The sequence below is a fragment of the Aestuariimicrobium sp. Y1814 genome, assembly GCF_050113895.1.
Lineage (GTDB): Bacteria > Actinomycetota > Actinomycetes > Propionibacteriales > Propionibacteriaceae > Aestuariimicrobium.
Genome location: NZ_JBNJRW010000004.1, coordinates 85,620 through 97,894 on the forward strand (window position 1 = coordinate 85,620; position 12,275 = coordinate 97,894).

The window sequence follows — 12,275 nt, forward strand, 5'->3', positions numbered from 1 at the left end:
GGTCAATCACCTCTTCAGGAAGAAGGACGGGTCGCCGGCCAGCTCGGTGAGCCGGCCGTCGCGGTACAGGCCCAGGTCCTCCAGCCAGGCCTCGAACTCGGGCAGGGGGCGCGACCCGACAGCCTGTCGCAGGGCCGGTGCGTCGTGGAAGCTGTTGGTCTGGTAGCTGAGCATCGCGTCGTCCCCCATCGGGACACCGATCACGAAGTTGGTGCCGGCCGCACCCAGCAGCACGGCCAGGTTCTCGATGTCGTTCTGGGTGGCCTTGGCGTGGTTGGTGTAGCAGACGTCGACACCCATCGACAGCCCCGTGAGCTTGCCCATGAAGTTGTCCTCGAGCCCGGCACGGGTGATCTGGGTGGCGTCGTAGAGGTACTCGGGGCCGATGAAACCGACCACGGTGTTGACCTGGTAGGGGTCCCACCGCTTGGCCATCGAGTAGATCCGCGCCTCCATCACCAACTGGTCGGCGCCGTAGTGGGCGTCGGCCGACAGCGCGGTGCCCTGCCCGGTCTCGAAGTACATGTAGTTCGGGCCCTCTGGCCAGGCGTACTTCTGGGCGACGTCGTAGGCCTCGTTCATCAGGTCGACGCTGACCCCGAAGCTCTCCATCGCCTTCTGGGAGCCGGCCAGGCTCTGGAACAGCAGCCCCACCGGGGCGCCGCGGCGCATGGCCTCCATCTGGGTGGTGACGTGGGCCAGCACGCAGTTCTGGGTGGGGATCTGCCACTCGTCGATGACCTGCTTGGTCATCTCAAGCAGGCGGCTGACGCTGCCGACGCTGTCGTCGGAGGGGTTGATGCCGAGCACCGAGTCACCCGAGCCGTAGGACAGGCCCTCGTACAGCGAGGCCCGGATGCCGTCGACGGAGTCGGTGGGGTGGTTCGGCTGGTTGCGCGAGCCCAGCCGGCCGGGCTGGCCGATGGTGTTGCGGCAGTGCTTGACGACGCTGATCTTCTTGGCGCCCACGATCAGGTCGAGGTTGCTCATCAGCTTGGTGACCGCGGCCACCATCTCACCGGTCAGGGCGTTGCTGACCCGGCGGATCTCGTCATTGGTGGTCGTCTCGGCGAGGATCCACTCGCGGAAGTCGCCGACCTTCCAGTGCTTGATCTCGGCGTAGATGGTCTCGTTGACCCCGTCGTCGATGACCCGGGTCACCTCGTCCTCGTCGTAGGGCACGGCCGGGTTCTCCCGCAGCACCTGCAGCGGCACCTCGGCCAGCACGAGGCGGGCGGCGACCCGTTCGGCGGCCGAATTGGCGGCGATGCCTGCCTGCCGGTCACCGGACTTCTCCTCGTTGGCCTTGGCCAGCAGTTCCTTGATGCTGCCGAACTCGAAGGTCTCACCGAACAGCTTCGTCCTGAGCAACATTCAGGCCACCTCCTGCGTGGTCGTGTGGGCGTGGGGGTCTCTCATCTGGGGGTCCTCTCCGCGGCGCTCATTGGTAGAAGACGAGCGTCTTGACTGATACGGGAACCACCCGGCCGTCGAACAGTGGTTCCCCGATGTCGATGAAGTCGCCCTCGTCGAGGCCGATCTGGTCGACCACGATGATGGGCAGGTGGGCGTCGTTGGCCCGGATGGTCTGGCCGAGCACCTGGGCGTAGTCCTCCTCGATGACCAGCACCAGCGGCTGCCCGGCGGGCAGGGTGTCGGCGGCGAAACCGACCAGGCCCTGGGCGAGCACGCTCAACTGGGCGAACTGCATCCGTTCGGGCAGGTCGAGGCTGAGCGCGAAGGTGGTGCGGTGGTCCTGTTCGGCGTCCCAGCGGCGCACCGCTGCCACCAGCGCGGCGCGGACCCGCTGCGGGTCGTCCAACCCCTGAGCGGCATCGGCGAGCACGGGTTCGACCACGGGCAGGTTGCGCAGCGGCAGGTGGTCGTCCTCGGCCCAGATCGTCGAGCCGGACAGGGTGACCTGCTGGCTGGCTGCCCCCAGCACCGTGGCGCGCTGGGTCTGCACGGGTTGGTGGACGACCAGCTCACGCCAGCGTGAGTTGTCCTTCAGCGACTGGGCCAGCAGAGGGCCGACGTCACCGAAGCGGGCGACCTCGGCGACCGTGGTGGTGGGCAGGTTCTCGTAGTAGGCCGCCCCCACTCCCCCGGAGACGAAGAAGCCGGCCGGCCTCCCGTCCAGTTGCAGCGGCCCGGTCAGCGCGACCAGGTCACCCAGCGGGGAGGTCCTCCCCAGCACCAGGTCGACGGTGATCTCCGCCATCAGGTCGGTGAACTGGCGCAGGGCGGCCAGGTCGACCCGTTGGCCGACGCTCAGCGGCAGGCCGGCGGCGCGGACGAGTTCTCGTCCGGCGTGCTTGAGGTGCACCAGGGTGCCGGTGCCGGGGTCGATCACGGCCTGCCGGCCGCCGACCATGGCCGCCGACGAGCCGAGGTGGCGACCGTTGCGGAAGACGGCGGCGTTGGCCGAACCGCCGCCGATGTCGACGTTGACGATGGTGGCGTAGTGCCGGGCCGACCATTCGGCCGCACCCGAGCCGCGCCCGGCGATCTGCGACTCGATGTGGGGGCCGGCGACGGTCACCACGAAGTCTCCGGCCAGGTCGGACAGCCCGGCCAGGATGGCCTCGGCGTTGCGGGTGCGCGCGGTTTCGCCGGTGATGATCACCGCCCCGGTCTCGACCTGCTCGGGTCGGATGCCGGCGGCCTCGTACTCGGAGCGGATCACCTCGACCAGGGCCTCGACGTCGATGGCGTCGTCGCTGCTGAGCGGGGTCAGCGCTGGTTCACCCTGGTAGAGCACCTCGCGGGACTCGACGTCCATGCGGGGCACCGTGCCCGCGCGTGCCCGATTGGCGACCGACAGGCGCGACACCACGAGTTGGCTGGTCGTGGTGCCGACGTCAATGCCGACGCTGAGCATCTCGCGGGTGGTCACCGGTGATCAGTTCTTCCTGAAGGTGGTCTGCCCATCGACCTCGATCGAGTCGATGATGCCGATGATCAGGGCATCGACCGGGCTGCTGGCGGTGCGGTCGGTGTGGCGGGCGGCCGATCCCTCGGCGACCAGCACCACCTCGCCGTGGCCGGCCCCGATCGCGTCGACGGCGACGAACGGGTCGCCGGTGAACGTGTCGTCGGGGGCCACGGCGCGCAGCACCAGCAGCTTTGAGCCGCGCAGGTCTTCGACCTTCATGGTCGAGACCACCGAGCCGATCACGCGGGCAGTCTTCATGGCAGTTCCTCCAGGCCGGGCAGCGCGTCGAGTACGCCCACCATGGCACGAAGTCCGTTGCCAAGGTCAGAGTCGGAGGTGAATTCGTGGCGATTGTGGGTAAAGCCACCGTGGGCCGGGATGAAGAACAGCACGGTGGGCACGGCATTGTTCATCACGACCGCGTCGTGGCCGGCGATGGTCTTGACCCGCTTCGAGCTCAGCCCGGCGGCCGCACTGACCTGTTCGACCAGGGTGGTGCCGGGGGCCCACATGCGACCGACGTCGCGCAGTGATTCGCTGGTGACCTCCGGACGTGCGCCGGTGGTGGCGGCCAGGTCGGTGAGCACCTCGTCGAGGGCGGAGCGGGCAGCCCGGACCTTCTCGATGTCGTCGGAGCGCAGTTCGACCTTGGCCCAGACCCGCGAGGGGGTGCAGTTGGGTGAGCCGGGTTCGGTGCCCAGCGAGCCGACGGTGGTGTGCAGGCGGCCGTCGGGGTCGGCCAGCCCGAGTTCGTGGACGGCGGTGATGACCTTGGCCATCGCGTACATGGCGTCGACCCGGCGGGCCATCGGGGTGGGTCCGGTGTGGGTCTGCTCCCCGTGGATGGTCAGGTCGAGCTTCAGTGCGGCCCAGGCCCCCTCGACCACCCCGATGTCGATGCCCTCGTCCTCGAGCACGGGGCCCTGCTCGACGTGGACCTCGACGTAGGCCGCCGGGAGCGCGACCTCGTCACCCCCGAGGTAGCCGATCCGCTCGAGTTCGTCCTTCAGGACGACCCCGGCGGTGTCGCGCAGCCCCCAGGCGGTCTCCAGCGGCACGGCGCCGATGTGGACGCTGCTGCCCAGCACGCTGGGCTGGAAGCGGGCGCCCTCCTCATTGGTCCAGTTCACGACCGCGAGGTTGTAGCGGTAGTCGCCCGACCGGACCCGGTCCTCGAGCGCGGCCACCGCGTGGAAGGCGGTGACCACACCGACCTGGCCGTCGAAGCGACCGCCGTCGGGTTGGGAGTCCAGGTGGGACCCCACCATGACGACGGGCCGCTCGTCCGGTTCGGCGACGAAGAAGAACTGGTTCCCGACCTGGTCGGTGCGGGCGAACCACCCGCGCGCGGCGGCCAGGGCGGCCAGCCGGTCGCGGGCCCGGCGGTCCTCGTCGGTCAGGGTCAGCCGGTGCAGCCCCCCGTTGCGTTCCCCGAAGGTGGAGAACTCGGCGAAGTCGGCCAGGAAGTCGGGAACCAGTTCCTGCATCAGATCTGCTCCAGCCAGGTCTCGAAGTCGGGGTGACGCGAGATGGTGAAGGTGCGGTAGAGCTTCCAGGCGCCGTACTTGTAGTAGTCGAACTCCTCGTTGCGCACGGCGTTGTTGATCAGGCCCCACAGGCCCCACTTGGTGTCGGCGATCATGCGGCTGATCATCACGCGGGCGAAGAACTTCTCGTCGAAGTGGCCGAGGTAGCGCTCGACCAGCAGACGGGTGTTCTCTTCGCTGACGAACATCTCGCACAGCAGCACGCCGAGCTCGTAGGCGACGTCGTTGTTGGCGGCGTACTCGAAGTCGAGCAGCTTGACCGGCTTGTCGTCGCTGAGCAGGAAGTTGCCCGGCATCGGGTCGTTGTGGGCCGGCACCATGGTCAGCCCGGCCGCCAGGTAGCGCTCCTTGGCCCGCTCGTAGTTGGCCAGCACCTCGGTGGCGAAGGCCGGCAGTTCGATGTTGTCGGCCTTGACCTGGTCGTAGTGCTCATCGACCATGTCGAACATCGTCTTGGTGTCGGCCAGCGCCGGGGTGGCGTGCCACTGGCGGTAGACGTCCATCACCTTGCCGAAGACGTCCATGTCCTGGAAGTCCAGGGTGGTGGCGGTGCGGTACTCGTTGCCGATGAACTCGGAGTACTCGACGCCGGTCTGTTCGTCGAGGAAGTAGACCTTCGGGCTGATGCCGGCCTCGGCGGCCTGCACGGCGGCCAGGTTGGCGGCATTGCGGTCGATGAAGGCCTCGGTGCCGGGCCCGGGGATCTTGGCGAAGACCTCGCCGTCGACCCCGTCGATGCGCAGCTTGAAGTTGAAGTTGGTCAGGCCACCCGGGACGGGTTCATGGGTGTAGGACTTGCCCGCCCACTCGGGGTTGCGCTCGAAGCTCTGCTGCAGCAGGTCCATGTTGGTGGGGTTGCTCATGCCAGCGCCTCCTCGACCTGGGTCTTCCAATTGGTGTCATTCATGGCGATCTCGGCCAGGGTCATGTGCCACAGCCCGTACTTGACCGAGTCGAGGCTGTCGTCGGGGTCGGTGCGCGAGCGCAGGGTGGTCAGCAGCGCCCAGCGCAGGTGTTCGAGCACCGCCACGACGAGGGCGACGGCACGGTCCTTGGCCGAGGAGTCAGGCAGCAGTTCAGTGAGCAGGGTCTGGGCGTCGAGCACGGTCGGGGTGGCCTCAGACAGCAGCAGCGCGGCGTCGTGCACCTTGGACAGCTTGGCGGCCGAGCCCCAGCCGACCAGGCGGATGTCGCCGTCCTGGTTGACCATGATGTTGGACGAGGTGGCCTCGCCCTGGGAGGGCAGCAGCGTCAGGTCCTTGCGGTCCTCGAGCAGCACGTCGGTGAACGGCTTGAGCCGCTCGATCATGCCCAGCACGCGCGGGTCGACGGTGATGTTGCGGTCCTCGCACTCGTCGAGCAGGTGGAGGACGTCGATCAGCGGGCTGCGCTGGGTCAGCTCGATCTCGAGCTCGGCGAAGTCGGCGCGGGCCTTGCGCAGGCGTGCCCGGAAGTCGGGGTCGGCGTAGTAGTCCAGCCGGGCCACCCGCCACCCGTTGGCGAGCAGTTCGGTGAGCACGATGCCGGTCTCGGGGTCGGTGGCGTAGACCTTCGGCGCGATGCCGAGGTCACCGGCTGCCTTGGCGGCGGTGATGTTGTTGTAGCGGTTGCGCCACGACCAGGCGTGGCGGCTCATGACCTTGGCGAGAACGGGGCCGAAGCGCTCGCTCTCCCCCTTGATCAGCACGTTGTCGGAGGCCCACCAGCTCGGTGAGGGTACCTGGGCGACGACGTCAGACCACTCGATGTGGCCGAGGTCGTGGTGGCTGGCGAAGTCCAGCAACCTCTGCTTGGCGTTCAAAGACGTTCCCTTCGATTCTCAGTTGCCCGGCGTGTGCACGCTGGTGGACAGGGTGGTGATGGTGGCGTTGAACAGGTCGTGCGACATCTCGACAGGACGCCCTTCGGCGTCGTGTCCGATCCGGGAGACGTCGAACAGGGGGGTGTCGACCTTGACCTGCAAGAGGTGGGCGACGTTGGTGGTGGCGCGGCCGATCTTGATGGTCTCGTCGACTGCGGCGATGGCGACGCCGTAGTGCTGCTCCAACAGTTCGTAGATCGACCCCAGGGAGTGCTCGAGCAGGCCGGGGAAACGGTCCGACGGCAGGATCATCTGCTCCAGGGACAGGGGTTCCTGGTCGGCGAGCCGCAGCCTCAGGAGAACGGTGACGGGGTCGCCGACGTTGATGTCGAGGCCGCTGGCTTCGGCCAGTTCGGCTTCGCGCTCGACCGCCGAGATCACCCGGGTGGTGCTCTGGTGGCCCTGTTCACCCAGCAATGCGGGCACCCCCTGGATGCGGTCGAGTTGGCGGCGGATCGAGAACGGTGCGGCGGGCTCGACGGGGTCGGCCCGCAGGGAGGGGCGGACTTCGCGCAGGTAGATGCCACCGGCGCGGCCGACGCGGCGTTCGAGCAGCCCGTCGTCCTCGAGGCGGGCCAGGGCCTTGCGCAGGGTCCCGCGGGAGGTGGACAGCTCGGCGGCCAGGTCGCGTTCCGAGGGCAGTCGTGACTGGCCGGCGGCACGCCGCTCGGCCATCAACAGCACGAGGCTGTCGACCAAAGAATCCACCGTATTTGGTTCAGCGGATTGGACCATTTGAGCACCTCCTTTGGTGTTCTGGTGTGGCAAGTCTGTGACACAACTCACAGGATTTCAACCCCGGTATCAGTAGGTGAGCCGGCCGTTCCCTCAGGGCCGCCCGCGCCGTAGCCTGAGCGTGTGCGGCACCGACCCGGCGCAACAAATGGCACATCTGAATAAACCATTGCGTCCTTTCCTGCACATTGTGGGTGGTATGTTGACTGCAATGCATGCCTAGTTCAGCGAACAATTGTTGCGCCCATGTTTCAAGTAAATGAGGACCATATGTCAGCTCGCCCCCGTTCCGTCAGCCAGCTCCACGAGCAGTTCGCCAGCGACCCCCAGTCAGTGGTGACCCAGACCCATTCGTCCGCCCGGGCGGCCGAGCTCGCCACCGAGCAGTTGAGCGCGTTCACCTGCGTCAACTCCGCCGCCGAGTCCACCGCTCAGGAGCTCGCCACCCAGGACCCAGCCGGTCGGCCGTTGTTCGGGGTGCCGCTCAGCGTGAAGGACAGCCTGCACGTGACCGGCCTGCCCCGTTGGCACGGCACCGCCCTGGCCACCGGCAAGGTGTCCACCTTCGATTCGGCGCCGGTGCAGCGCCTGCAGGAGGCCGGGGCCGTCATCGTCGGCAAGACCTCCATGTCGGAGATGGGGTTGCTGGCCTCGGGGCTGGGCTCCCAGTTCCCGGTCGTGCGCAACCCCTGGAACCCGGCGCAGACCCCCGGCGGGTCGAGCTCGGGTGCCGGCGCCTCGATCGCGGCCGGTGTCACCGTGGCCGGTATCGGCACCGACATTGCCGGCAGCGTGCGCCTGCCCGCGGCCCACTGCGGGATCGTGGCCCTGAAGCCCACCCAGAACACCCTGCCCTACGCCTCGGCCAGCACCTGGCGTTCGGCCGGCCCGATGGCCCGCACGGTGGCCGACGCCCGCACTCTGTTCGAGGTGGTCTCGCGCACCGACACCTCCGACCAGCTGGGCTTCGGCTACGACGTGGCCCCCGGCAGCACCCGTCGTCCGGTTGAGGACCTCAAGGGACTGCGGGTCGGGGTGATGGAATGGCCCGGCTACGGGCCCCGGATGAATGAGGACACCGCCCGGCTGTTCCGTGGCGCGGTCGACCTGCTGGCCGGTGCCGGCGCCGAACTGGTCGACTACACCCTCGGGGCCACCGAGCAGGATTTCGCCGCCCTGGACCGCTGCCTGATGGTGCGCGGCCAGGCCGAGATCGCCGCCGTGGAGCCTGATCGGGTGCAGTACCTGCTGCCGCAGGTGCGGGCGTGGCTCGATGCCGGCCCCGAGCAGTCGGCCGCCGACTACTACCGCGACTTCGAGCACCTCTCGGCGCGCGCCGGCCAGTTGCTGAGCGCCGCCTCGGCGTTCGACCTGATCGTCTCGCCGGTGATGGGTGACCACACCTTCCCCGCCGAGGACTTCGGGCCCGACCTGTCGAAGCCGCTGCTGCACCACTGCGGCTACACCGCCTGGTGGAACCAGACCGGCCAGCCCGCCATGAGCCTCAACATGGGCCTGGCCGCTGACGGCATGCCGGTCGGGCTGCAGCTCATCGCCCGCCGCCGCGACGACTGGTCGCTGCTCAACATCGCTGAATTCGTGGAAGCGCAGCTCGCCCTCGACACCGAGTGGCCCGACCTGGTCGTGGAGGCCTGAGAACATGTCTGTTGACGAACGCTATGAATCTGCCCTGACGGTGCTGCGCGCGGCTGCCGAACGCGGCCTGGACTGGTTCCAGAAGGCCTCGCTCGACGTCGAGCACAAGGGTGACGGGTCGCCGGTGACCGCTGCCGACCGCGACCTGGAGAGCTTCCTGCGCGCCGAACTCGGTGCCCTGTTCCCCGAGGACGGGTTCCTCGGCGAGGAGTTCCCCGAGACCCCCGGCACCTCGGGTGGGCGCTGGATCGCCGACCCGATCGACGGCACCAAGTCGTTCATCCACGGCACCCCGCTGTGGACCACCCTGCTGGCCTACGAGACCGCTGAGGGCGTGCAGTTCGGGGCGATTTCCTGCCCCGCGACCGGGCAGCTGGTCTACGCCCAGCGCGGCAAGGGCTGCTTCGACCAGGCCGGACGACGGGTCAGCGCGTCGAAGAAGACCGATCTCGACGGCGCCTACGTGATGGCCAGCTGGCTGGAGCAGTGGCCGCTGCCGCTGATCGACCAGCTGCAGTCCGGCGGCACCGTGGTGCGCACCTGGGGGGATGCCTTCGGCTACCTGCTGGTCGCCCAGGGGCACGCCGAGGCCATGGTCGACTTCGAGGTCTCACCGTTCGACATCGCCCCGATGCCGGTGATCCTGGAGGAGGCCGGGGCCGTGTTCACCGACCTGGCCGGTGAGCGCAGCATCTACAACGGTCACTCGATCGGCGCGGCCACCCCCGAAATCCACCAGGCGCTGCTGGCCCGGCTGCAGGCCGCGAGTCAGTCCTGAGGCTTCTTCGACTTCTTCGACCTCGTCATGCTCCCAGCGTATGCGCGGGCGCACGCAGCCTCAGCACGAGGTCGACGACCATGAAGCCGAGGTCCCAGACGGTCTTGAGCACCACGATCACCCACACGATCTGCGGTACCTGGCCGACTTCGAAGCGCTGCAGGAACGTGAAGACCACCAGCAGGTGCAAGCCCAGCACCCGCGGTACGGGCGGGAAGGCCAGGTAGGCCGCGTTGGTCACCGACCACCGGCCGCCCTGGGCGAACCAGAACACCACCAGGGCCACCACGTACCCGGTGAGCAGGAGCACGAGGTTCAGCACCCAGCTGGCCGCCGAGCCGTGCAGCCCCACGCTGGCCGCGAACACGATCGCCAGGATCGTCCCGACCAGCGTGAAGATGCCGGCGATCATGGCGAACACGAAGGCGAACAGCTCCGAGCCGGTCAACCACGTGGGCGGCTTCGTGATGAACATGGTGATCGGGCTGGGGCTGTGGTAGGTCAGCAGCCGCACCACCGTCGTCACGATGATCAGCACGTTCTCGATGGCGTAGAACATGACCAGGTCACTCACACCCCACGAGCCGAACAGCAGCGTCAGCACCGGCCCGGCGTTGACCACCACCATCACCAGCAGGCTGAGTGCCCAGCCAAAGCGCAGCGGCAGGCGCCCCGCCAGTTGGGCGAGCGCCTGCAGCCCCAGGAACCTGCCGAGGGCCAGCAGCATCAGCCCAGCAGGTCGTTGATCACGATCGACTGGTCGCGGCCCGGTCCGACACCGATGCCCGAGATGCGGCAGTTGATCTTCTGCTCGAGGAAGCGGACGTAGGCCTGGCAGTTGGCCGGCAGGTCATCGAAGCTGCGGACGTCGGAAATGTCCTCGTCCCAGCCATCGAGGAACTCGTAGATCGGCACGGCGTGGTGCAGTTCCGACTGGCTCATCGGCATGGTGTCGTGGCGCACCCCGTTGACGTCATAGGCGACGCAGACGGGGATCTTCTTCCACCCCGAGAGGATGTCGAGCTTGGTCAGGAAGACGTCGGTGAACGAGTTCACCATCACGGCATGCTCGACCAGCACCGAGTCGAACCAGCCACAGCGGCGCTTGCGGCCGGTGGTGGCGCCGTACTCGCCGCCCTTCTCGCGCAGGGTTTCGCCGTCCTCGTCGAACAGTTCGGTCGGGAAGGGCCCCTCCCCCACGCGGGTGGTGTAGGCCTTGGCGATGCCGACCACGCGGTCGATGCGGGTCGGGCCGACACCGGTGCCGGTGCAGGCGCCGGCCGCGGTCGGGCTGGACGAGGTGACGTAGGGGTAGGTGCCGTGGTCGACGTCGAGGTGGCTGGCCTGGGCACCCTCGAACAGCACGACCTTGCCCTGGTCCAATGCCTCGTTCAGCACCCGTGCACTGTCGACCACGTGGGGGCGCAGGCCCTCGGCGTGGCTGAGCAGCCGCTCGGTCACCTGGATGGGGTCGATCTCGCGCCGGTTGTACAGCTTGACCAGCACCTGGTTCTTGTTGTCGAGGCTGGCCTCGACCTTCTGGCGCAGGATCGACTCGTCGAACAGGTCCTGCACGCGGATGCCGACCCGGTTGACCTTGTCGGCGTAGGCCGGGCCGACGCCGCGGCCGGTGGTGCCGATCTTGCGCTTGCCGAGGAAGCGCTCGGTGACCTTGTCCAGGGTGGTGTGGTACGGCGTGATGATGTGGGCATTGGCCGAGACCAGCGGGTGCGGAACCTCGACCCCGCGCGCGGCCAGCGCGTCGAGTTCCTGCTTGAACACGTCGAGGTCGATGACCACGCCGTTGCCGAGCACCGTCGTGGTGCCGGGGTTCAGGATGCCCGAGGGCAGCAGGTGCAGGATGAACGTGTCGCCGCCGACCTTGATGGTGTGGCCCGCGTTGTTGCCGCCGGAGAACCGGACGCAGTAGTCGACGCGGTCACCGAGGTTGTCGGTGGCCTTTCCCTTGCCCTCGTCGCCCCATTGGGCTCCGACCACGACAATTCCGGGCATCGCGGCGTCCTTTCGCTAGGTGACGTACCGCTTCACTCTAGATCCGTGCGAGGACGCGACTCGACCAATGACGGTGGGTGAGAGCGAACTGTGACCCGGCCGCGGGCGTTCCCCCGGACGCGAGGGTGAGGTGGGGCCAAGAACCCTGCTGGCCCGGGACTCCTGCCGGCGCGGGACTCCTGCCGGCTCAGAACTCCTGCTGGCTGAGTTCCTGGTAGCCCTCCTCGGTGGAGTCACGCAGGAACTGGGCGCAGCGTTCGGCCTCGTCGTTGTCGCCGATCCGCTCGGCGGCGATGGTCAATGCCCACAGGCAGCGCAGGAACCCCTGGTTGGGTTCGTGGTCGTAGGGGATGGGCCCGGCACCCTTCCACCCGCTGCGGCGCAGTGCGTCGAGGCCACGGTGGTAGCCGGTGCGGGCGTAGGCGTAGGCGGCGATGTCGGCGGCTTCCGAGTGGGTCATCAGCGACCCTTCGGCCAGGATCGCCCAGCACAGCGACGACGCGGGGTTCTCGCGCAGCACCTCGTAGAAGGCGTCGCGCCCGCGGTCGATGAGGGCGTCCACCGCCGGGTCGTCCGGCAGTCGGGTCGGGGCGCCGCTGGCTGCCGCCATCAGGTTCGGGTGGGTCTCAGGTCCGGCCATGGCCTCACTCTATCCATGGGGCCGATCGTGGGCGGGCAGCCCCCGCGGCGCGGCTCACCGGTCCACAGCGGACGATGGTGAGAGTGGACGAGGGCGCGGGCGGCGGCGGG

At 68.3% G+C, this 12,275-nt stretch carries 12 protein-coding genes; 2 read left to right on the forward strand and 10 right to left on the reverse strand.

The features are described 5' to 3' along the window. Nucleotides 1–6 precede the first annotated feature (6 nt). The 7 genes from ACQE3C_RS06230 to ACQE3C_RS06260 form a co-directional block, all read right to left on the reverse strand. The gene (locus tag ACQE3C_RS06230) at nucleotides 7–1,374 is read right to left on the reverse strand and encodes an ethanolamine ammonia-lyase subunit EutB (RefSeq protein ID WP_434538316.1); all 1,368 of its coding nucleotides are present in this window, start codon (nucleotides 1,372–1,374) and stop codon (nucleotides 7–9) included. A 67-nt stretch (nucleotides 1,375–1,441) separates the two neighbouring features. Next, nucleotides 1,442–2,896: an ethanolamine ammonia-lyase reactivating factor EutA gene (locus ACQE3C_RS06235; RefSeq protein ID WP_434538317.1), complete on the reverse strand. Its 1,455-nt coding sequence runs from the start codon at nucleotides 2,894–2,896 to the stop codon at nucleotides 1,442–1,444. A gap of 6 nt (nucleotides 2,897–2,902) precedes the next feature. Then, on the reverse strand, nucleotides 2,903–3,193 hold the full coding sequence (locus ACQE3C_RS06240; RefSeq protein WP_434538318.1) for a EutN/CcmL family microcompartment protein: 291 nt from the start codon (nucleotides 3,191–3,193) through the stop codon (nucleotides 2,903–2,905). Next, entirely contained in the window at nucleotides 3,190–4,422 is a 1,233-nt protein-coding gene (locus tag ACQE3C_RS06245; RefSeq protein WP_434538319.1) for an allantoate amidohydrolase, read from the reverse strand. Before ACQE3C_RS06245 ends, ACQE3C_RS06240 begins: the two co-directional genes overlap by 4 nt. Continuing rightward, nucleotides 4,422–5,345: a phosphotransferase gene (locus ACQE3C_RS06250; protein WP_434538320.1), complete on the reverse strand. Its 924-nt coding sequence runs from the start codon at nucleotides 5,343–5,345 to the stop codon at nucleotides 4,422–4,424. The genes ACQE3C_RS06245 and ACQE3C_RS06250 overlap by 1 nt, the downstream gene beginning before the upstream one ends. Beyond that, complete coding sequence (locus ACQE3C_RS06255; protein ID WP_434538321.1) at nucleotides 5,342–6,283, reverse strand: hypothetical protein; 942 nt, start codon at nucleotides 6,281–6,283, stop codon at nucleotides 5,342–5,344. Before ACQE3C_RS06255 ends, ACQE3C_RS06250 begins: the two co-directional genes overlap by 4 nt. A gap of 18 nt (nucleotides 6,284–6,301) precedes the next feature. Beyond that, the gene (locus tag ACQE3C_RS06260; RefSeq protein ID WP_434538322.1) at nucleotides 6,302–7,042 is read right to left on the reverse strand and encodes a GntR family transcriptional regulator; all 741 of its coding nucleotides are present in this window, start codon (nucleotides 7,040–7,042) and stop codon (nucleotides 6,302–6,304) included. A gap of 306 nt (nucleotides 7,043–7,348) precedes the next feature. On the opposite strand from ACQE3C_RS06260, the gene ACQE3C_RS06265 reads away from it, so the two are divergent. After that, nucleotides 7,349–8,734, forward strand: a complete 1,386-nt coding sequence (locus tag ACQE3C_RS06265; protein WP_434538323.1) for an amidase — start codon at nucleotides 7,349–7,351, stop codon at nucleotides 8,732–8,734. Nucleotides 8,735–8,738: 4 nt separating this feature from the next. Next, nucleotides 8,739–9,512: an inositol monophosphatase family protein gene (locus tag ACQE3C_RS06270; protein ID WP_434538324.1), complete on the forward strand. Its 774-nt coding sequence runs from the start codon at nucleotides 8,739–8,741 to the stop codon at nucleotides 9,510–9,512. A gap of 25 nt (nucleotides 9,513–9,537) precedes the next feature. Here ACQE3C_RS06270 and ACQE3C_RS06275 read toward each other — a convergent pair whose 3' ends face one another. The 3 genes from ACQE3C_RS06275 to ACQE3C_RS06285 form a co-directional block, all read right to left on the reverse strand. Continuing rightward, the gene (locus ACQE3C_RS06275; RefSeq protein ID WP_434538325.1) at nucleotides 9,538–10,239 is read right to left on the reverse strand and encodes a DUF6498-containing protein; all 702 of its coding nucleotides are present in this window, start codon (nucleotides 10,237–10,239) and stop codon (nucleotides 9,538–9,540) included. Then, entirely contained in the window at nucleotides 10,239–11,525 is a 1,287-nt protein-coding gene (locus ACQE3C_RS06280) for an adenylosuccinate synthase (protein WP_434538326.1), read from the reverse strand. Before ACQE3C_RS06280 ends, ACQE3C_RS06275 begins: the two co-directional genes overlap by 1 nt. Before the next feature lie 187 nt (nucleotides 11,526–11,712). Next, complete coding sequence (locus ACQE3C_RS06285; RefSeq protein WP_434538327.1) at nucleotides 11,713–12,165, reverse strand: DUF3151 domain-containing protein; 453 nt, start codon at nucleotides 12,163–12,165, stop codon at nucleotides 11,713–11,715. Between the last annotated feature and the right edge of the window lie 110 nt (nucleotides 12,166–12,275).